The 20,362-nt window shown below is 67.9% G+C and carries 18 protein-coding genes; 11 read left to right on the forward strand and 7 right to left on the reverse strand.

Going from position 1 to position 20,362, the window contains the following annotated elements:
* Positions 1-37: 37 nt before the first annotated feature.
* The 7 genes from WFG93_RS03160 to WFG93_RS03190 all read left to right on the forward strand — a co-directional run bounded on the left by WFG93_RS03160 (position 38) and on the right by WFG93_RS03190 (position 10,743).
* A complete protein-coding gene (locus tag WFG93_RS03160; protein WP_336644861.1) occupies positions 38-1,318 on the forward strand; it encodes an ABC transporter substrate-binding protein in 1,281 nt (426 codons plus the stop codon).
* A gap of 92 nt (positions 1,319-1,410) precedes the next feature.
* A complete protein-coding gene (locus tag WFG93_RS03165) occupies positions 1,411-2,292 on the forward strand; it encodes a carbohydrate ABC transporter permease (protein WP_336644862.1) in 882 nt (293 codons plus the stop codon).
* Positions 2,289-3,152, forward strand: coding sequence for a carbohydrate ABC transporter permease (locus WFG93_RS03170; protein ID WP_336644863.1), 864 nt, complete (start codon positions 2,289-2,291; stop codon positions 3,150-3,152). The genes WFG93_RS03165 and WFG93_RS03170 overlap by 4 nt, the downstream gene beginning before the upstream one ends.
* A gap of 6 nt (positions 3,153-3,158) precedes the next feature.
* On the forward strand, positions 3,159-5,213 hold the full coding sequence (locus WFG93_RS03175) for a hypothetical protein (RefSeq protein ID WP_336644864.1): 2,055 nt from the start codon (positions 3,159-3,161) through the stop codon (positions 5,211-5,213).
* An 11-nt stretch (positions 5,214-5,224) separates the two neighbouring features.
* Entirely contained in the window at positions 5,225-6,259 is a 1,035-nt protein-coding gene (locus tag WFG93_RS03180; RefSeq protein WP_336644865.1) for a LacI family DNA-binding transcriptional regulator, read from the forward strand.
* An 82-nt stretch (positions 6,260-6,341) separates the two neighbouring features.
* Complete coding sequence (locus tag WFG93_RS03185; protein WP_336644866.1) at positions 6,342-8,879, forward strand: bacterial Ig-like domain-containing protein; 2,538 nt, start codon at positions 6,342-6,344, stop codon at positions 8,877-8,879.
* 19 nt (positions 8,880-8,898) lie between these two features.
* Positions 8,899-10,743, forward strand: coding sequence for a hypothetical protein (locus WFG93_RS03190; RefSeq protein ID WP_336644867.1), 1,845 nt, complete (start codon positions 8,899-8,901; stop codon positions 10,741-10,743).
* 107 nt (positions 10,744-10,850) lie between these two features.
* Here WFG93_RS03190 and WFG93_RS03195 read toward each other — a convergent pair whose 3' ends face one another.
* A complete protein-coding gene (locus tag WFG93_RS03195; RefSeq protein WP_336644868.1) occupies positions 10,851-11,225 on the reverse strand; it encodes a DUF4186 domain-containing protein in 375 nt (124 codons plus the stop codon).
* A 95-nt stretch (positions 11,226-11,320) separates the two neighbouring features.
* Between WFG93_RS03195 and WFG93_RS03200 the strand changes: the two genes are divergently transcribed.
* On the forward strand, positions 11,321-11,557 hold the full coding sequence (locus tag WFG93_RS03200; RefSeq protein ID WP_336644869.1) for a DUF3072 domain-containing protein: 237 nt from the start codon (positions 11,321-11,323) through the stop codon (positions 11,555-11,557).
* A gap of 83 nt (positions 11,558-11,640) precedes the next feature.
* Positions 11,641-12,984, forward strand: coding sequence for a DUF222 domain-containing protein (locus WFG93_RS03205; protein ID WP_336644870.1), 1,344 nt, complete (start codon positions 11,641-11,643; stop codon positions 12,982-12,984).
* A 40-nt stretch (positions 12,985-13,024) separates the two neighbouring features.
* On the opposite strand, the gene WFG93_RS03210 is transcribed toward WFG93_RS03205, so the two are convergent.
* The 6 genes from WFG93_RS03210 to WFG93_RS03235 form a co-directional block, all read right to left on the reverse strand.
* Positions 13,025-13,234: a hypothetical protein gene (locus tag WFG93_RS03210; protein ID WP_336644871.1), complete on the reverse strand. Its 210-nt coding sequence runs from the start codon at positions 13,232-13,234 to the stop codon at positions 13,025-13,027.
* 85 nt (positions 13,235-13,319) lie between these two features.
* Entirely contained in the window at positions 13,320-13,544 is a 225-nt protein-coding gene (locus tag WFG93_RS03215; RefSeq protein WP_336644872.1) for a helix-turn-helix domain-containing protein, read from the reverse strand.
* On the reverse strand, positions 13,545-14,030 hold the full coding sequence (locus WFG93_RS03220; protein ID WP_336644873.1) for a DUF2975 domain-containing protein: 486 nt from the start codon (positions 14,028-14,030) through the stop codon (positions 13,545-13,547).
* A 203-nt stretch (positions 14,031-14,233) separates the two neighbouring features.
* Positions 14,234-15,898: an SDR family oxidoreductase gene (locus tag WFG93_RS03225; RefSeq protein ID WP_336644874.1), complete on the reverse strand. Its 1,665-nt coding sequence runs from the start codon at positions 15,896-15,898 to the stop codon at positions 14,234-14,236.
* Positions 15,899-16,013: 115 nt separating this feature from the next.
* A complete protein-coding gene (locus WFG93_RS03230; protein ID WP_336644875.1) occupies positions 16,014-18,191 on the reverse strand; it encodes a malate synthase G in 2,178 nt (725 codons plus the stop codon).
* Positions 18,188-18,616 (reverse strand): GlcG/HbpS family heme-binding protein, encoded by a 429-nt coding sequence (locus tag WFG93_RS03235; protein ID WP_336644876.1) that lies wholly within the window; start codon positions 18,614-18,616, stop codon positions 18,188-18,190. The genes WFG93_RS03230 and WFG93_RS03235 overlap by 4 nt, the downstream gene beginning before the upstream one ends.
* 157 nt (positions 18,617-18,773) lie before the next feature.
* Here WFG93_RS03235 and WFG93_RS03240 point away from each other — a divergent pair, with 157 nt between their 5' ends.
* Complete coding sequence (locus tag WFG93_RS03240) at positions 18,774-19,517, forward strand: IclR family transcriptional regulator (protein WP_336644877.1); 744 nt, start codon at positions 18,774-18,776, stop codon at positions 19,515-19,517.
* A gap of 245 nt (positions 19,518-19,762) precedes the next feature.
* Entirely contained in the window at positions 19,763-20,341 is a 579-nt protein-coding gene (locus WFG93_RS03245; protein ID WP_336644878.1) for a PadR family transcriptional regulator, read from the forward strand.
* Positions 20,342-20,362: the final 21 nt, after the last annotated feature.

Genomic DNA, 20,362 nt, shown 5'->3' on the forward strand with positions numbered 1-20,362 from the left:
CCCGCCGCGAGGACGCGGCACCCCGAAAGGAACACGGATGTCCCTCACACGTCACCGCCGGTGGGTCACGACCGCGGCGGTCGCCGCCACGGCGGCACTGGCTCTCTCCGCCTGCTCGACCGGAGCATCGGGTGATGCCGACTCCGACGGCAAGACCGTCGTCAGCATCTCGTCGTGGTACCAGGACAAGGAGTTCAAGCCGGCCCTCGACGCCGCCAACAAGGTGCTGGCGAAAGACGGCATCGAGCTCGAATACTCGTACATCGCGCTCGACCAGTACAACAACTGGCTCAGCGTGCAACTCGCGTCGGGCTCGGGTCCGGACCTGTTCATGGACGGTGCAAGCTTTCCCGCCCGCGTCAAGGCGGGCAACGCCGTTGACGTGACCGACCGCGAGTCCATCGCCGACTTCAATGACGCAGGCCTCGCTCTCGCGAAGGACCAGGACGGTAAGGTCTTCGGCATCCCCACCTACGGCTGGTTCTCAGGCTACTTCTACAATGCTGATCTGTTCGCCGAGAACGACGTCGAGCCGCCCCAGACCTTCGACGAACTGCTCGAGGTCTCGAAGACCTTCCAGGACGCCGGCATCAAGCCGCTCGCCTTCGGCCTCTCCGGCAGCGACAAGGGCCTGCACTCGCTGATGGGCTACCTCGAGAACGCCTACTACCACAACGGCGAGGGCAGCCCCGAGGTCGACACCGAGTTCGCGTTCGACAAGGCCACTCTTTCGGGCAACTGGAACGACTCCGTCGACGAGTGGAGCAAGCTCATCGATCAGGGTGTCATCACCCCCGACATGCTCGGCATCGCCGAGCCGCAGGCCCAGGACGAGTTCCTCGCCGGCAAGGCCGCGATGATCATCTCGGGCCCGTGGGACTACACGAAGTTCACCGAGGCCGGCTTGAACATCGGCATGTTCGCGCACCCCGGTAACAGCGCGGACGACCAGTACATGATCGGCGGGCCGGCCGCCAACATCGGCGTGAACAAGGGCACCTCGAAGATGGATGCCGCCATGAAGGCGTTCGACGCCTTCGCGTCCGAAGAGGTGCAGCAGGCCTTCCTCGACGGGAACCCTGGTGCCTTCAGCTACTCCGGCGCGACCGCCCCGATGCCCGAGGAGTACGCCCTCGTCGAGGACACACTCGCCAAGGGCAACGTCGGAAACGCCTGGGACCGCTGGGGCGCCAACATGCCCGCCCAGTCGATGGTCGACGAGGTCACCAAGCAGCTCGAGGGCCTCATCGGCGGTCAGCTGACCACGGACCAGTTCGTGAAGGCGCTCGACTCCTTCGCCGACACGATCCGCTACTGACCGGGATCAACAACGCGGGGACGGGGTCCGCTCCGGACCTCGTCCCCGCCCATCCGCCCCGCCGACCGTCGTCGGCTCCCTGGAGACAACGCGTGCTACTCAGACTGCGACACAACGCGCCCTACCTGCTGATGGTGCTGCCGGCGCTCATCATCTTCTGCGTCTTCTTCGTGGCGCCCGTCATCATGACGTTCCAGATGAGCCTGACCGACTTCAGCAACTTCAGTGCCGAGTCGAAGTTCATCGGCGTCGAGAACTACGCCCAGGCGCTCGAGGACCCGGCCATCCAGAAGGGCATCGTCAACTCCCTCTGGTACGCGTTCGCCGTCGTCATCCTCAACAACGTCATCGCCCTGCCCGTCGCGGTGATCCTGAACAGCAGGATGCGCGGGCGCACCGCCTTTCGGGCCATCTTCTTCTCGCCCGCCGTGCTGTCGATCCTCGTCGTCGGCTTCCTGTGGAGCTACATGCTCTCGTCGAGCGAGTACGGACTCGTCAACGGCCTGCTGGGCATGGTCGGCGTCGAGCCGGTCAACTTCTTCGGCGATCCTGACAAGGCCATGTGGTCGATCATCGTCACCCAGGTGTGGCAGTGGTTCGGCTACGCGATGGTCATCTACCTCGCGAATCTGCAGAGCATCCCCGCGGAGCTCTACGAGGCGGCGTCGATCGACGGCGCAACGCGCATGCGACAGTTCTGGCACGTCACCCTGCCCAACCTGCTGCCCGCCCTGCAGATCAACTTCATCACCGGGCTCATCTCGGGCCTGAAGGTGTTCGACATCGTCTTCTCCACCACCAAGGGCGGCCCAGGCTACGCCACCGAGACCGTGCTGACCCTGATGTTCGCGAAGTTCTCGCAGGGGCGGTTCGGCTACGCGGCCGCCTTCGGCATCGTCTTCCTCATCGTCACGCTGGTGATCTCCACGGTCATGCTGCGCATCTTCAAGAGGATGGAGACCCGCCTCTCATGAGCACGACCACCCGCCGCAAGGCCACTCTGCAGCGCGGCGAGCGCCGCGTGAACGGCATCTCGTTCGTCGTGATGACACTGCTCGCCGTGCTCATGATGATCCCGATCTACTATCTGCTGGTCACCACCTTCAAGACGCCGGCGGAGTCGGCCGCATCCCCGATGGGGCTGCCCTCGAAGATCGACTTCTCGGGCTACGTCAACGCGTGGAACGTCATGGAGTATCCGCGCGCCTTTGCGAACACGGCCTTCATCACCGTCGTCGCGGTGCTGGGCACCATCGTCTTCGCCGCCATGGCCGGCTACGTGCTCAACCGCAAAGCGAAGAGCAGGCTCGCCACCATCACGTTCCTGCTGTTCCTGTCGGGCCTCATGTTCCCCTACCAGATGGGGATCATGGGCATGTACTCGCTCATCCGCTCCATGGGTCTGATGGACACGCATTGGGCTGTGATCCTCATCAACATCGCGGTGAACACGCCGTTCGCGATCTTCCTCTTCTACGCCTTCACCGGCACGATCCCCAAGGAGCTCGAAGAGGCCGCCGAGATCGACGGAGCGGGCGTGTTCCGCCGCTTCGTGACGATCATCTTCCCGCTGCTGCGCCCGGTCGTGGTCACCGTCGCGATCCTCACGACGCTCAACGTCTGGAACGACTTCATGGGCCCGTTGTACTTCCTGCAGTCCCGTGAGAAGCAGGTGATCCTGCAGGAGGTCTACCGCAACGTCGGACAGTTCTCGACGGACTGGACCGCCATGTTCCCGATGATGGTTCTCGGTGTCCTGCCGCTGCTGCTCTTCTACGTCATCATGCAGAGATACATCATCGGCGGGGTCATCGCCGGCGCACTGAAAGGCTGAACGACGTTGAACTCCCTGCTCGTCGATGAGACGACCACGCTGTACTTCGGCGCCGGCCGGGCCGCCCTCGATGAGGCGACCGGTGCACCGCTGCAGTTCACCCATTCCGGCGACGAGCGCCGCGAATACCTGCTCACCCGGCGACTGTCCTCGCACACCCCGGACCACAGCTGGGGCTCGGGCCAGATCATCACCGACGCCGGCGCCGCGCGCTGGCAGACGCCCGACGAGTTGCAGTTCACCGACGGCGCTGTGAGCGCCACGTATCGGATGCCGGTGGGGCTCACCCTGATCGTCGCACGCACCGGCGGTGACACGCTGCGCGAGCGGTACTCGTTCCGCAACGACACCGACCACGACATAGTGATCCGCAGCGCCGGCATCCAGACGCCCTTCGCCGACGTGTACAGCGACAGCGAATCCGCGCTCGCCGAGGCAGTGAACGCACACGTGTTCACCGCCGGCGCCTGGGCCTGGGCCTACGCGCAGCCTATGTCCGGCGATGGGGCGATCCTCGGGCTCACGCTCACCGAAGGCGCGCTGTGGTCGTACGGCATCGAGTCGCGCAACCCGAACACCTCCTCGAACTTCCGCGGGCACATCGTGCTGAACATCACCGATCATGCGCGTGCGCCCCACGCGTTCGGCGGGCAGCCGCAGATGACCGTGCCGGCCGGCGGTGCGTTCGATCTCGGCTGGGAGCTGCGCTGGTTCGGCTCCGTCGAGGAGTTCATCGCGCAGACCGCGCCGCCCGCCGCATTCGAACGGCTGGCAGCGCCGGTGGGGGAGGAGATCCGCGTCCGCACGCGGATGCCGCTCAGCGCCCGCAGTCCGCAGATACAGATCATCGATGAGGACGATGCTGCGGCATCCGACGGGTGGCGCACGGTGCGACTGCGCGCCACCGCACCCGGCAGCCACTGGATCGAGATCGGCGACAGCAGCCGCACCGAGGTGCTCTTCCACCGCCCGGTCGAGGAGATCGTGCGCGGCCGGATCGACTACATCCTCGCGAACCAGCGCCCCATCGAACGCCCGGGAACGCTGCGCAGCGCCTTCGTGCCCGTCGACCGCCGCACCGGTCTGCGTTCGTACGCCAACGGGTGGTTCGACTGGTCGGACGGGTCAGAGCGCATCGGCATGGCGCTGATGATGCAGCGCGCCCAGCGTCGCGGATGGACCACTATCGAGGCCGACAGCGCGCTCGCGGAGTGGGCGGACTTCGCCCGGGAGCACCTGCTCGACGCGACACTCACGCCGCGGCGAGGCTCGTTCTTGAAGGAGGACGAGATCCGGCTGTACGACATGCCGTGGCTGACGCTGTTCTTCATCGACCGGCACCGCACGCATGGCGCGGTGGCCGACCTCGACCTCGCCGCCGGCATCCTACGTCGCGGCTTCGAACTCGGAATCGGCGAGTACCTCGCGATCGGCCTGCCCGAGGCTGTGGTCAAGACCGCGGACTGTCTCGATGCAGCCGGTCGCGGGCCGGAGGCGAACGAGCTGCGTCGCCTGCTGGTCGAGTCGGCCACCCACTACATCGCATCCGGCAACCGCCTGCCCTTCCATGAGGTCTCGTATGAGCAGTCGATGGTCACCCCGCTGATCGAGCTGATGGTTTTCGCGCATCGGCTCACCGGCGACGATGTCTTCCTCGCGGCCGTGCGCGACCGCCTGCCGTGGCTGCGTGCCTTCGCCGGCCCACAGCAGCACGTGCGGCTGTTCGGTGTGCCCATCCGGCATTGGGACGGATACTGGTTCGGTCTGCACCGGCAGTGGGGCGACGTGTTCCCGCACCACTGGAGCTCGCTGTCGGCTGCGGTTTTCGCCCGTCTGCCCCAGCAGCTGCGCTCACCCGAGACGGATGCCCTGGTGCGGCCCATTCTCGCCGCCAACCTGATCAGCTACTTCGACGACGGCTCAGCGACCTGCGCGTTCGTCTTCCCGGCGACCGTCGATGGCGAGAGCGCGCACGAGGCCGACCCGCTCGTGAACGACCAGGACTGGCCGCTGGCCATCTGGCTGGAACTGAACGAATCCGAATCCGTCGAGTTGGGTTGAAAGGAGCGCAGATGGTCACCGCCAAGGATGTCGCAGAGCTGGCCGGCGTCGCGCAGAGCACGGTGTCGTACGTGATGAGCGGCTCGCGCTCGATCTCGCCTGAGACCCGCGCCCGCGTGGAAGCGGCGATGCGCGAGCTGAACTATCACCCCAACGCGAACGCGCGGGCACTCGCGGGGTGCCGCGCGAACGTCATCGGCCTGGTCACCAGGCTGCCCTCCGACATCACGATCGCGTCGACGACGTCGTTCATCGAGACGATCACCGACGTGGCCAGCGCCGAGGACCACGACGTGGTGCTCGTCACCTCCGACGAGGACCCGGCCGCGATCGAGCGACTGGTGCGTCGGTCCATCATCGACGCTCTCGTGGTCATGGACATTCGATTGCACGACCCCCGGCTGCGCACCATCGCCGAACTCGACGTGCCCGCCGTGCTCATCGGACTGCCCGAAGACCCTGCGGGACTGGAATGCGTCGAGGTGGACGCTGTGAAGGCCGGCGAGCTCGCCGTGCAGGAGCTTGTCGAGGACGGGTGCCACGACATCCTGCTCATCGGAGAGATGCCGGCGGCGGAATCGGAGTACAGCTACGTCCACCGGTTCGAGGCCGGCGCGCGCCGCGCGGCCGACGCCGCCGATGCGCGCGTCGAGGTCGTCTGGTCGGCGGTACCCGGCTGGGACGGGCACCGCGAGGTGCTGGCGCGGGTGCTCGCACATCGGACGGCGGCGGCCGAGGCCGGTCGGCGCACCGGGGTGGTCGGACGCACGCCGCAGTCCGTGGACGGCTTCTGCCAGCTGCTGATGAGCGCTCAGGTCGCGCTGGGGGAAGAGCTCCCTCTGGTGGGGCTGTGCACCGACAGCTACGCCGCCTCACTGCGCACCCCGATCACGAACGTCTCGCCCGAGCCGCGGGACGTATCGCTGCTCGCGATGCGGAAGCTGTTCGCGCTGCTGCGGGACGAGGAGCACGAGACCAGCGCCGCCTTCGTGACACCGAGGCTCACGCGCCGGGAGACGACGGGACGGCGCGACCCGCTGGGCTGACGCCGCGCGCCGCACCGCGTGCACTGCTTGTTCGCCACCCGAGGACGTTCTCGGGGAATCAATGATGAGGAGAGACGAAGAAGTGAGACCAAAGAGAATCGCCCCCAGGCTCGTCGCCGGGGTGCTGGCGGCGTCCGTCGTCGCCGGCGGAGGGACGTGGGCGGCGGCCGCCGCTCCCGGATCGACGTTCGGGCCGGCTGCTGTGGCGTCCACCGCGCAGTTCACCGAACTGAGCGTGACCGCTCCTCCCACCCGCACCGCCTACGTCATCGGCTCGCTCTTCGAGGCGTCGGGACTGGTCATCACCGGCCGCACGGCAGACGGCCTCACCCGCGAGCTGAAGGCCGACGAGTACATTCTCAGCGGATTCGATTCGGATGCTCCTGGTACGAAGACCGTCACCGTGGCGTCCGTCGGCGCGGGCGAGGTGCGCGCTTCTTTCGACGTCACCGTCGACGACGTACAACTGCCCACCGCCGATCTGCTGCACAACGGCAGCTTCCAGAGCGGAGCGCTCGTGCCTTGGACCGCGGACTACACCGTCGGCAGCCCAGAGGCCGTGTCGGGTTCGCGCACCAACGGCGTCTCGGCCGAGAACGGCCAGGACGGCAACGCGGGGTACAGCTTCTGGGACCGCAACGTCAAGACCGAGGCATCCGTGAAGCAACTCCTCGCCGATCTGCCGCGCGGGTACTACACGGTCAGCGGCTATGGCACTGGTAACAAGGGCGACGCCATCTCGACCATCTCGGTGCCTCAAGCCGATTGGTCCGCCCAGTTCGACCTCAACGGCGGTGGCAGCTGGCAGCAGAAGAGCCACAGCTTCGCGTGGTCGGGGGGCGACCTGACCGTCGCGTTCGGGGTGCAGATGCTGAAGAACGGCGGCTGGGCGGCCTTCGACAACTTCTCGCTCGTGCGCACCGCCCCCGATGAGCACATCGCGGGGATCGTCGCGAACGTCACGAAGACCGAGTACACGGTGGGCGACGAGCTCGACCTCGACAGCATCCGGGTGCGCAAGGTCATGGACGACGACACCACCTTCGCGCTCGACGCGGATGCTTGGACGGTGTCCGGCTTCGACGGCAGCGTCGAGGGAACTCAGACGGTGAACGTCGCGCTGCGGGCCGACGCGACCAAGACCGCCACCTTCGACGTCGTCGTGCACAAACGCCAGGCGCAGCCCGACGACATCACCTCCATCAAGATCACCGACCGTCCGTGGCGGACGGTGTACAAGGTGGGCCGGTCGTTCGACGACACCGGCATGCGCGTAACCGGTGAGGACGCGCAGGGCAACACGCGCATCCTGCTGCCGTCGGAGTACCGCATCAGCGGCTTCGATCCCGCCAAGCCCGGTACCCAGAAGGTCTCGGTCGTGATGCGTCATGACTCCTCGGTCAGTGCCCGCATCAACGTTCGTGTCGTCGAGCGGCCCGCGAGCGGCATCTATCGCATCGACAGCCTCGCCTCGCCGAGCAAGGACGGTGTGGTGAGTGAGCGCGACGGCAAGGTCACCATCGATCTGGGCGAGGTGCCGTCCGGCACCGGCACCGTCGTCATCCGCCGCGGTGCTCTGACGAAGGCGATCAGCTCTCTGGAGTTCACTCGTGCAAGCGGTGACCTGCTCGATCTCGAGATCGAGGACTGGGCCCTCGCTCAGCAGGGCGAGCCGACGCTGGGCAGGATCGTCTTCCCCGAAGGGCTCGACACCCTCACTCTCGGCGCCTCTGCGGCGTACCAGTACTCGTCGGCGGGATCGGCGACGCTCGCGGAGGTCATCTTCCCCCGCGACCTGTTCGTCCTGAACATCGGTCAGAGCGCCTTCCGACAGGATGTCCGAGAGGCGGCCGCGCTGCGAACGGTGACCTTCCCGCAGCAGTTGCGCGAACTGACGGTGGGAGCGCAAGCGTTCCGCCAGAAGTACGGCACCGCCGGCGGTCTGGAATCGGTCAACCTCCCGGGAGGCTTGCAGCGACTCGACATCGGTCTGCGCGCCTTCTCGCTCAGCCCGAGCTACCGGGCCGGGGAATCGCTGCGCTCTGTGCACCTCGGGTTCGGCACGCGGTCCACGGCGAGCGCGGTGACGTTGGGCGCCGAGCTGACGCGTTCCGGATCCCCTCTGCACCCCGACGCGTCGTCGTGGCTGTGGACCGGTCCGAAGAGCACCGTGCAGGCGGCGTTCGGTTCCCACCTCAAGGCACCGGATGCCATTCGTTCGGCACCTCTCGGGCACGGCTTCATGCTGCGCTTCGACGACGGTACGAGCGGAGAGCTGCGCGCTGCGCGCGGCGTTCCCTCGGACACAGGTTTCGTGCCGATGGCAGGCGACAGCGGTGCGTGGGAGCAGAGCATCCCCACACTGCGCCCCGAGCGACCGTCGTACCGATTCCTGGGCTGGAGCAGCACGCGGGACGGTGAGGTGGAGTTCGCCCCCGGTGACCGGGTGACCAAGCCGGCGGATGCCGACGGCGTGACGCTCTATGCCGTCTGGAAGAAGAACTGCAATGGCCAGGGCAACGGCAACGGCAACGGCCAGGGCAACGGCAACGGCAAGGGGAACGGCAACGGCAAGGGGAACGGCAACGGCAAGGGCAACCGTGCGGGACAACAGGGCTAGGAGAGAGAAGATGCGAAAAATGAATCCGACTGTGTCCCGCCCCGTGCGCGGGAGACGTGCTGCGGCGTCGCTGACGGCGCTCGCCGTGCTCGGCACCACCCTTGCCGGCATGGCCGGCGTGGCACCGGCGGCCGCCGCCGGCTCGACCGAGAAGAAGACCGTGGCCACGGTGCTGCAGCAGGACCGTGACGCGCTGCTGGGCACGGATCTGCTGGAGCTGAATGTGCCTCAGCAGGCTACGATCCTCACTCCCGAGCAGTTCGCCGAGAACGACACCCGCTCGGCGATCGTGCGACTCGACAACCAGAAGATCGCCTTCATGACCAAGGACCGCTCCGGAAAGCCTCAGGAGTTCGTGTCGATGGCGACGGAGACCGGTTTCTGGGACTCTCTCGCGTGCGGGGGCGTGTACGAGAAGCGCAGCGACAAGCTGTTCTCGTGCGTGACCGCCCCGCAGAGCCCGTTCTATCAGGACGGCGACTACGAGAAGGGGATGCGCGAGGCCTTCCGTCAGATGAAGGAGGACTACGACTTCAACACCGTCCAGCTCACGGTCAACTGGGCCGAGTGGGACAAGACCGTCGATCCCGCGCACCCCGTGTTCGACTATGCGAAGCTCGACCAGCTCACCGAATGGGCGTCCGACGCTGGGCTGAAGGTGTTCTGGGTGCTGTTCTTCCACATCCAGACGAACATGCCCGACTACGCCGGCGCGCGCGGTGTCTACAACATCGCCGACGAGGGGCCGTACAGCTACGGCATCCAGTGGGGCAAGGGACTCGAGAAGGTCTCGGACTATCCCCACGACGCATGGAACGCCGTACCGGAGCTCTACCCCGAGTACTGGCACCCCGTCGTGCACAAGCAGCTCGAGACCGCCATGACCGATATCGCGACGCACTTCAAGGACAGCGACACCGTGCTCGGCTATCAGATCGGCAACGAAGAGGGCGTCACCGGACCGTTCAACAACAACGGTGACACCAACCCCTACTACGCGGCCATGTACGAGCTGTGGCACGAGAAGACCGGTTCGACCGACAAGAAGACGTTCCGCAAGGAACTCGGTCTGTCGGTCTGGCAGTCGATGGTCGAGTCCGTGCGCGCGGTGGATCCGTACAAGGCGATCACGACGAACTTCCAGTCCTCCGACGTCGACAAGTACCCCACGGGCAACACCGCCGGTGGCCAGGACCTCGACTTCTATCGCGACGCTGGGCTCGATCTCATCGCGCCGATGTACTACGGCGGCACGGAGTCGATCCGTGGCAACATCGACCGCTTCTACGGTTCGAGTGACTCCGAGCTCTCTGCGGTCGCGCAGGAGCTGCCGGCACTTTTCCCGTCGGAAATCGGGATCGGGTACGAGCGCGGCGCGGTGACCCAGAGCGACATCCTCGACACCCTGGCCCGGGGCGGCATCGGCTTCGGTCTCTACGCCTTCGGCGAGATGCAGGCGCTCGCGCCGAAGATGCAGAGGCTGATCAAGGACGTGATGGCGATGACCGCCGCCTACGAGGACGAGCTCTGGTCCGCTCAGCCAGTCAGCGCGAAGACGACGCAGAACATCCACATGACGACAAGCGATGCCAACATGACGCTGGCGACGCTCGAGACGGTGGATCCCGACGTGGCCCTCGGGCTGCTGTGGCGCGACTACCAGAGCGCCGCGGGTTCGTCGGGGGTGCGGCCTGTCGAGGTGAGCGTCAAGACGGGTGGCACTTACGCCATCGAGGTCATGGTGAATGGCCAGAAGATCGCGGGCAAGACAGCCACTGTCGAGGCGGGTGGCACGATCGGCTTCAGCGGGATCGAGATGGACGAGATCGGATCGGCGTTCATCAAGGTGTCGAAGAAGAGGTGAGCAGGGCGGCGCGCGCTCTTTCGCGCCGCCGGAGCGGGGCGCCGTCACTTCGGTGGCGGCGCCCCGCTCCGCCGTCTGGGGGTGGTCTCACTCTCGCGGCAGCGCTGTCACGGCGGCGGCGTCTTCGGCAGATATTCCGCGACGATCCACCGGCCGATCGCCTCGACGACGTACTCACGCTCGCCGTCCGTGAGCGTCTGACCTTTCGGGATGCCGTGCCAGCGCGACAGGCAGGTGCGACAGCACGTGGCGGTCGCGTGCTGCGCGACGAAGACCGGATGCCCGCGGTACGGCGTCTGCTTGCCGTCGTTGCGCGGCTCGGCGGGCGCCAGGCGCTGATCGATGATCTCGCGGGCGTGACGACGGACTGTCTCGATGCCGCGCAAATCGACGATCGCGCGGTCGCGCCCGCGCAGGTGGAAGCGCGCGCGGAACGGATGCTGGCCGATGCGGCGCAGCCGGTCATCCAGGTCATCACTCATCGTGGCTATTGTCACGCCAGGCGCCGACATTCGCCGGGACGGCGACGATTGTCAATCCCGCTGGCGATGTCGGAGGCCCGGCATACGATCGCCATATGTCCGATACACATGATTCCGAAGAGACCATCGGGGCCGAAGATCCGCAGAATCCCGCGGCGAAGGACCCGTCCGACTGGGTGACCGGCGATGAGCCGATGACCGCTGCCCAGAAGAGCTACCTCGACACCCTTGCGCGCGAGGCCGGCGAGGAACTGCCCGCCGATCTCACCAAGGCGCAGGCGTCAGAGCACATCGACCGCCTGCAGCAGAGGTCAGGCCGCGGCGCGTCCTGAGCGCACCGGCACGCGTGGCGATCGAGTAGAAATTAAATACGAAAAAGCTTGACCTACTGTTCGTATAGATGTACCATTAATTCATGTTGAAGTTGACTCCTCTGATCGAAGCGATGTCGTCGCTTGATCGATCGTGGGGCAACGCCGAGGATGCCGCGGATCTCACTCGCGAGCAGCTGATCGCGATCGACAGTGCCATCGGGCTGGTGAAGCGCCGGTTGGATGCCGTGCACGCCGATGTCGCCGCCGGGATCTCGCGGGAATCGCGGCCGGAGCTCGGCGCAGACAGCCTGGCGAAGCAGCAGGGATACCGCACGCCGGCCAAGCTCATCGCCGCCACGACCGGCGCGTCGACCGGTGACGCCATCCGGCTCATCAAGGTCGGTGAGGCGACGGCGCCACGTGCGGACCTGCTCGGCGACCGGCTTCCCGCGCGCTACCCGCTGGTGCGCGAGGCGCTGGCGCAGGGCGCGCTCAGCGCCCAGGTCGCCGGACTCATCGTCGGTCTGCTCGATCGGTGCCGCATCGCGGCCGGCCCCGAGCGGACGAGCGAGGGCGAGCGAATCCTCACCGAAGCGGTGACCGGGCTCTCGCTCGATGACGTGCGCAAGCTCATCGTGCGCGCCGAAGCCTGGCTCGACCCGGATGGGGTGGAGCCTCGAGCGGAGGATCAGCGCGCCAAGCGCTCACTGACCATCTTCGAGCGCGACGGCATGGTGCATTTGAACGCTCTTCTCGATCCCGAGAGCGCAGCGCCGGTGGTCACCGCGGTCCGCGGGTACGTCACCGCGACTTTCGCGGCGCGGAAGGACGCACCGGATGCCGATGCGCCGGATGCCGATCGCCGAACCGTGCCCATGCTGCAGGCCGATGCGCTCAGCCTCTTCGGCGCACACATGCTCGGCTGCACCGGGCAGGCGATGCCCCTCGCCGGCGCCACGGTCGTGGTGCGGATGACACTGCAGGATCTGCAGTCGGGCACCGGCTCTGCGACGATCGACGGCATCCATCAGCCGATCAGCATCAGCGCCGTGCGCCGGATGGCGGCCGACGGTGGCGTCATCCCGTGCGTACTCGGCGGCGAGAGCGAAGTGCTGGACTGGGGACGCCGGCGCCGGTTCTTCACCCCGGCGCAGCGTCTGGCGCTTGCCGAGCGTGATGGCGGATGCGCCATGTGCGGTCTGCCGCCGGGGATGACGAAGGCTCACCACATTCGATGGTGGCAACGCGATCACGGACCGACCGACCTGTCGAACGGCATCCTGCTGTGCGAGACCTGCCATCATCGGATTCACGACAATGGGTGGGACATCCGCATCGACCCGCCGGGGCACGGCAACATCGTGTGGTTCGCGCCTCCGTCCTACGTCGATCCCACCCGCACCCCTCGAAGGGGCGGCCGCGCCCGCTTCGACATCGCAGCCTGATCCGTCGCTGGCGTTGCTGGCGGTCCGGGGTGCCCGCGGGTCAGTCGATGTCGGTGTACTGGTCGCTGAAGTCCTGCTCCTCTGCCGCCATACGATCTTGCATCTGCTCGTCGTGCGTCGGCGGACGATCGTCGGGACGCTCCTCGTCATCGTTGTCCGACGCGGTGCGCGAGTCGTCGTCCTTGCTGAGGTCCGGATCGGTGCCCTCCGCCTCGAGGGGGTCGGTGGGGAAGGGTGTGGGGTCGGTCATGCGAAGCCTCCGATCGTGGGATGGACAGCCAGCCTGGCATCCGGCAGCGCGCGACGGATGCCCGTTGACAAGCCGACGCGGTCGGTCAAACTGCGACGTCGGTACCCTCGGGCACCCAGCGCAGCAGATCCCCGGGCTGGCACTCCAGCGCCGCGCACAGGGCATCCAGCGTCGTGAACCGCACGGCCTTCGCGCGACCGTTCTTCAGCACCGACAGGTTCGTCGGGGTGATGCCGATGCGCTCGGCGAGCTCGCCGACGGCCATCTTCCGGCGTGCAAGCATCACGTCGATGTCGACGATCACCGGCACTCAGATCACCTCGCCCAGTTCGTCGCGCAGTGTACGCGCCTCATCCTCGCGCTCGATCGCCTGGCGCAGCAGCGCCTTCATCACCACGACGAGCAGCGCCATCCCGCTCAGCACCAGCCCCGCACCGCCGATGAGAGCCACCATCCCGGGCGCCACCTCGCCGGGAGCCAGCAGAGCAGCGAGCACGAAGGCGAGCAGGGCTGCCGCGGCGATGGCGCCGATGATCACATCGACGCAGCGGAACGAAGCGGACTGGAAGATCGATCCGCGTCGCACCTTCGTCAGCAGCATCCACACGCACACGGCGAACACCTGCATCGTCAGCACGCCCAGCACGGCGATGCTCACCAGCGCGATCCGGCCCCACAGCGCCTCGCCCTCGAGATCGCGCCACACCGCCGGCACGATCATCACCTGAACCAGCACCGACCCCGCGAGAGCCAGCGCGATCACGGCCTGGAGCACCAGGATCGTTCCTCGACGCATCATGCCTCCTTCATCGAGCGACGAGGAGAATCTATCGTTAATCGTTCGATCACACCATGGGAAGTCCGGGCATGGTCCGGGCGTCTTCCGTGGGTTCACGCCGAGGAAGGCGATCGCACCGGGGAAGGACGATTCACGCGGCATCCGTCCTTCCTCCGCGCGTTCTCCTTCGCTCGCGCGAAACCCGGGCCACCGGCGCGACCTCAGCGCGCGCTGCCCGCCTCGGCCTCGACGGTCTCGACGTCGACGTCCTGCTTCGGCGGCGCCTCACCCTCCGTGACCGACGCGCCGTCCCCGCTTGCCTCGGCAGCGCCCGACCCCCGCCCGGCCGACTCCGCCGCCGCGGTGATGCGCGCGGCCATGCCGGAGAAGATGAACCCGTGGAACGGCAGCACGCCCAGCCAGTACAGCCGGCCGAACAGTCCGCGCGGGAAGAACACCGCGCGCTGCTCGTATCGCGATCCGTCTCCCTGCTGCTTCGCACGCAGCTCCAGCCACGCAGAGCCCGGCACCTTCATCTCGGCCCGCAGGCGCAGCAGCCCCTCGGGGTTCTGCTCGTCGGGCTCGTGCACGGCCTCGACCCGCCAGAAGTCCAGCGCATCGCCGACCGTCACCCGGCTGCGGCTGCGTCGCCCACGGCGCAGGCCCACACCGCCGACGAGGCGATCCATCAGCCCGCGCACCGCCCACAAGAAGCCGGACGAATACCAGCCGTTCTGCCCGCCGATGCCGACGATCACGGTCCACAGCCGATCCAGCGACGCGTTCGAGTCCAGCGTCCGCTCATCGGTGAACACCGTCCGCCCGGCCCACTCCGGGTCGCTGGGCAGCGGGTCACTCGGGGCGCCGTTGACCTCGGCATCCTGCCAGCTCGTCTCGATGGCATCCTCGTCGACGCGCCCGAGCGCCATCGCGACCGCCCGACGATACGGCGTGAGCCCCGCCTCGGGTGGCGGGATGATCTCGTCGATGCGGTGATCCTTCACGATGCACTCGTTCTGCAGCGACGCGACCAGCGGACGCGCGATCGACCGCGGCACCGGCGTCACGAGATTCACCCAGTGCGAGGCCAGCTCGGGCGTCAGCACCGGCAGCGCGGCGATCGCCCGCTGCGGCAGCCCCGCCTCGACGGCATAGCCGTTCATCATCTGCCCGTAGCGCAGCACGTCCGGTCCGCCGATGTCGACGGCGGTGTTCACCGACTGGTCCACGCGCCCTGCGGCCAGCAGGTAGTGCAGCACGTCGCGGATCGCGATCGGCTGGATGCGGTTGCGCACCCATTTCGGCGCCGGCATGTACGGCAGCACGTCGGTGAGGTGACGGATCATCTCGAACGACGCCGACCCCGATCCGATCACCACGCCCGCCTGCAGCACGAGCGTCGGCACGCCCGACTCGAGGAAGATCTCCCCCACTCGCACACGTGAACGCAGGTGGGGCGACAGCTTCACGTCATCCGGATGCAACCCGCCGAGGTACACGATCCGGCGCACCCCCGCCGCAGCGGACGCATCACCGACCGCCTGCGCGGCCGTCGAGTCGCGCTCCTCGAAGTCCTTGCCGCCGCCCATCGAGTGCACCAGGTAGTAGACGACGTCGACGTCGCGGACGGCCTCGGCGACGGCATCCGGATCCTGCGCCTCACCCTCGACGATCTCGATGTCATCACCCCACGCGAACGACGCCGCGCGCGCGGCGTCGCGCGCGAGCACCCGCACGCGGTACCCGGCGTTGAGCAGCCGCGGAGTGAGCCTGCCGCCGATGTACCCGGTGGCGCCGATCACCAGCGCTCGCGGGGCGGTGCCGTCCTCGCGGGGCACCGCGCGCAGCTGGGATTCACGGCCGGTGGGTGCGCTGAGGTCACTCATGCTTTTGAGAGTACGTCCGGATGCCGCGACGCGAAAGCGCTTGACGTCGGCATCGGCTTCTGCCGAAAGGACGAGGGGGCGGATGCCGCAGCATCCGCCCCCTCGGAACCGACTATCAGGCCGACGCCTGCTCGGCCTTCTTCTCGCGACGCAGGCCGTGCAGCAGCGGCTCGGTGTATCCGCTGGGCTGCGCGGCGCCCTCGACGATCAGGCGACGGGCCGCGGTGTACGCGATTCCGGGCTTCTCGCCCTCGCCGAACGCGAGCTTCTCGTAGTTCGGGTCGCCGGCGTTCTGCTCGTCGACCACGACGGCCAGGCGTCGCAGGCTGTCGTCGATCTGCTCCTCGGTGATCACGCCGTGCGCGAGCCAGTTGGCCAGCAGCTGGCTGGAGATGCGCAGGGTCGCGCGGTCCTCCATCAGGCCCACATCATGGATGTCCGGCACCTTCGAGACGCCGATGCCCTGATCGATCCAGCGCACCACGTAGCCCAGGATCGACTGCACGTTGTTGTCGATCTCCTCGGCGACGACCTCGGGGGTCAGCGCGCCCTCCGGCGCCAGCGGCGGCACGAGCAGGGCGTCCAGCGCCTCCTCGCCCACCTCGGGCAGCGACGAGCGCACGGCGAGCGGGTCGACCTGGTGGTAGTGCAGCGCGTGCAGCGTCGCCGCGGTGGGTGAGGGCACCCACGCGGTCGAGGCGCCGGACTGCGGGTGCGCGATCTTCTTCTCGAGCATGTCGTGCATGAGGTCGGGCTCGGCCCACATGCCCTTGCCGATCTGGGCGTGGCCGTTCAGGCCCGCCTCGAGGCCGATGGCGACGTTGCGGTCCTCGTACGCCTTCATGAACGGCTGCTGCTTGATCTGCGCCTTCGGCAGGAACGGACCGGCGTGCAGCGAGGTGTGGATCTCGTCGCCGGTGCGGTCGAGGAAGCCGGTGTTGATGAACACCACGCGGTCGGATGCCGCTGCGATCGACGCCTTGAGGTTCGCCGAGGTGCGGCGCTCCTCGTCCATGATGCCGACCTTCATCGTGCGCTCTGGCATGCCGAGCAGCTGCTCGACGCGGCCGAACAGCTCCGCCGCGAACGCGACCTCTTCGGGACCGTGCATCTTCGGCTTGACGATGTACATCGAGCCGGTGCGGGAGTTCGTGCCCTTGTTCTCGCCCTCGAGCTCGGGCAGCGAGCCCAGCGCGGTCATGATGGCATCGAGGATGCCCTCGAACACCTCCTGGCCTTCGCGGTCGAGCACCGCGGGGGTGCGCATGAGGTGGCCGACGTTGCGGATGAACAGCACCGCGCGACCGGGGATCGTCACCTCGCCGCCGTCGGCGGTGCGGTAGACGCGGTCGGCGTTCGGCACACGGGTGAAGGTGCGACCGTTCTTGGTGACCGACTCGCTGATCGTGCCGTCCATGAAAGCACGCCAGTTGCGGTAGCCCAGCGCCTTGTCTTCGCCGTCGACCGCGGCGACCGAGTCCTCGAGGTCGAGGATCGTGGTGATGGCCGACTCCAGGACGATGTCCTGCACGCCGGCGGCATCCGTCTTGCCGATGCGGCCCTCGCGATCGATCACGATCTCGGCGTGCAGACCGTGGTGCACCAGCAGCACGGCGGTGGGGGCGTCGGCCTCGCCGGTGTAGCCGACGAACGCCTTCGGGTCGGCGAGGCGGCGGTCGCCGTCGGCGGTGCGGACGATCAGGCCCTCCGCGTCGACCGCATAACCGGTGGCATCCCGGTGCGAGCCCTCGGTGAGCGGCGCGATCTCGTCGAGCAGCTCACGGCCGCGCTCGACGACCTTCGCCGCACGGGCGTAGTTGAACTCCTTGCCCGGCGCGAGCTCGCCGCTCTGGTCGATCGCGTCGGTGCCGTACAGCGCGTCGTAGAGCGAGCCCCAGCGGGCGTTGGCGGCGTTGATCGCGAAGCGCGCGTTCAGCAGCGGCACGACGAGCTGCGGACCGGCCATCGTCGCGATCTCAGGGTCGACGTTCTCGGTGGTCGCCGACACATTCTCGGGCACCGGCACGAGGTAGCCGATGTCGGTGAGCAGCGCGCGGTACGCGTCCTTGTCGGGCACGCCGGGGTGGGCGCGGTGGAATTCGTCGATCTTCTGCTGCAGCTCGTCGCGCTTCGCAAGCAGCTCTGCATTGCGGGGTCCGAGGTCGTGGATGATCGCACTGGCTCCCGCCCAGAACTCGTCGATGTCGCGCCCACTGTCGGCGAGCGCCGCCTCGGCGAACTCGACGATGGGAGCAGCGACCGACAGGTCGGCGCGGCGGAGGTGCGAGGTCATAGTTCCATTCCTTCTGTTCGGGCGCCGAGACGGCGCAGGGTCTCCAGGGCGATCTCCGCGTCCTGCGCGGGGGTGCCGCCGGCCACACCGAGGCCGCCGGCGTGGTCGTCGCCGAAGTAGATGGGGAAGCCGCCGTCGATCGTGGTCAGCTGACCGCCCGTGCCCAGCGGCAGCGAGATCGAGAAGGCTTCGGGGATCAGCGCGGTGCGCCGCCGGGTGGATGCCGAGGTCTGCGCCTTGCGACGACTGGTCTCGACGCTGTGCGGGGTCGCGCCGTCGGCCATGCCGTACGCGATGAGCGTCATCGAGGGGTCGGCGACCGACACGACCGGGCGCACGCCGCGCTCGGTGCCGATCTGCATCGCGAGGTCGACCGCCCGCGCCGCCGTGGCGTAGGTGATGGCGACGATCTGCCTGGTCGTCATGTGTCAGTCCCCTCCAAAAGTGCAGTACCAGGTTAGGGAACATCGCCACTTTTCGGAGCGCTGATTTCATATGATGGAACCCATGGAGGAATCGGCAGCAGCACCGGGTCGGCGCGCACAGTCCGGGGCGGGGTCCCCGGCAGGCACCGTGCAATCGGTGGCGCGCGCGTTCTCACTGCTCGAGGCGCTCTCGGCATCCGGCGGAGAGGCGTCGCTGGCATCCATCGCCGCACGCACCGGGCTCGCGGTGCCCACCGCGCATCGCCTGCTGGGCACGCTCAACCACCTCGGCTACGTGCGCCAGCTCGAGGATCGCCGCTACGCGCTGGGTGCGAGCCTCATCTCGCTCGGTCAGCACGCCGTGCCGCCGCTCGCCGATGCCGCCCTGCCGCTGCTGCGCCGGCTGGAGGACACCTTCCGCGAGACGGCGAACTTCGCCGTGCTCGACGGCGACCTCGTGCTGTACGCCGGGCAGGTCGCGTCGCGCCAGCGGATGCGGATGTTCACCGAGATCGGACGCCGCGTGCTGCCGCATTCCACCGGAGTCGGCAAGGCCATGCTCTCGACGATGCCCGAGCGCCAGGTGCGCGGGCTGATCGGCCGCACCGGACTGCCGCGGTTCACGCCGCAGACCATCACCGATGAGGAGGCGCTGATCGTCGACCTGCGCCGTGCCCGCCGTCGCGGCTTCGCCGCCGACGACAGCGAGCAGGAGGTGGGCGTGCGCTGCATCGCCGTGCCGGTGCGCGGCCTCGGTCAGCCCGCCGCGGTGTCGGTGTCGGGTCCGTCGGCGCGCATCACGGACGCACGGGTGGTGGAGGTCGTCGAGGCGCTGCGGGATGCCGCCGCCGAGATCGCCCACCTCGCCGCCGAGGGCAACGTCACCGCCTCCCCCCGCTGACCCCTGCCGCCGCCGCGCCCCGCGCCGCGCCCCGCCGCGCCGACGCCCGGTCGGCCGGTTGCCGCTCCGACGCGCCGACCCGAACCGCCGACTTCCGGTATGACTTTCTGCCGCTCAGACGCTGTGCAGGCGACACGAACTCATACCGGAGCGAGTGGCGGTTCGAGGCCCGGGAGAGGGGATTGATTAACGACATGCAGCGACATATCGTTAACCATCGTTCGCAATCGGCTTCAGGAGTCATCATGAACGGTTCGTTCCCCTCTGGTGGATTCAGCTTCGGCGCCAGCAACGGCGCGGGCAACCCGCTCGCCGGCGTCTGGGACGCGATGGAGCAGCTGCGCAGCAGCTTCGAGCAGCGCACCGGCGGCTCCCGCATGGCTCGCGGTGACGTGCGCTCCGCAGTCATCTCCCTGCTCGCCGAGAAGCCCATGCACGGCTACCAGATCATCAGCGAGATCGGCGAGCGCTCGGGCGGCGCATGGAAGCCCAGCGCCGGCTCGGTCTACCCCACCTTGCAGCTGCTCGCCGACGAGGGCCTCATCACCGCCGTCGAGCAGGGCGGGCGCAAGACCTACTCGCTGACCGAGGCCGGCATCGCCGAGTCGGAAGAGCTCGCCGCCAAGCCCGCCCCGTGGGACAGTGCCGGACAGCGCAGCGGCAGCGGATCGAGCCACCTCACCGCCCTGCCCAAGGCCGGCATGGAGCTGGCCGGCGCGACCGCCCAGCTGGCGCGCACCGGCACCCCCGAGCAGGTGCAGCACGGCGTCGAGATCCTGCAGGAGGCGCGGCGTAAGCTGTACGCGATCCTCGCCGAGGGGTGATCCTGCCAGAAGGGGGTTCTG

It is taken from the genome of Microbacterium sp. USHLN186 (assembly GCF_037145155.1).
GTDB lineage: Bacteria > Actinomycetota > Actinomycetes > Actinomycetales > Microbacteriaceae > Microbacterium.

Coding starts and splice junctions, on each gene's coding strand:
- WFG93_RS03195 (WP_336644868.1), bottom strand. CDS start 11,225: ATGAGTGATGACCTGGATGACCGGCTGCGCCGCATCGGCCAGCATCCG.
- WFG93_RS03170 (WP_336644863.1), top strand. CDS start 2,289: ATGAGCACGACCACCCGCCGCAAGGCCACTCTGCAGCGCGGCGAGCGC.
- WFG93_RS03220 (WP_336644873.1), bottom strand. CDS start 14,030: ATGCGTCGAGGAACGATCCTGGTGCTCCAGGCCGTGATCGCGCTGGCT.
- WFG93_RS03160 (WP_336644861.1), top strand. CDS start 38: ATGTCCCTCACACGTCACCGCCGGTGGGTCACGACCGCGGCGGTCGCC.
- WFG93_RS03235 (WP_336644876.1), bottom strand. CDS start 18,616: ATGACGACCAGGCAGATCGTCGCCATCACCTACGCCACGGCGGCGCGG.
- WFG93_RS03180 (WP_336644865.1), top strand. CDS start 5,225: ATGGTCACCGCCAAGGATGTCGCAGAGCTGGCCGGCGTCGCGCAGAGC.
- WFG93_RS03200 (WP_336644869.1), top strand. CDS start 11,321: ATGTCCGATACACATGATTCCGAAGAGACCATCGGGGCCGAAGATCCG.
- WFG93_RS03190 (WP_336644867.1), top strand. CDS start 8,899: ATGAATCCGACTGTGTCCCGCCCCGTGCGCGGGAGACGTGCTGCGGCG.
- WFG93_RS03230 (WP_336644875.1), bottom strand. CDS start 18,191: ATGACCTCGCACCTCCGCCGCGCCGACCTGTCGGTCGCTGCTCCCATC.
- WFG93_RS03205 (WP_336644870.1), top strand. CDS start 11,641: ATGTTGAAGTTGACTCCTCTGATCGAAGCGATGTCGTCGCTTGATCGA.
- WFG93_RS03245 (WP_336644878.1), top strand. CDS start 19,763: ATGAACGGTTCGTTCCCCTCTGGTGGATTCAGCTTCGGCGCCAGCAAC.
- WFG93_RS03225 (WP_336644874.1), bottom strand. CDS start 15,898: ATGAGTGACCTCAGCGCACCCACCGGCCGTGAATCCCAGCTGCGCGCG.
- WFG93_RS03210 (WP_336644871.1), bottom strand. CDS start 13,234: ATGACCGACCCCACACCCTTCCCCACCGACCCCCTCGAGGCGGAGGGC.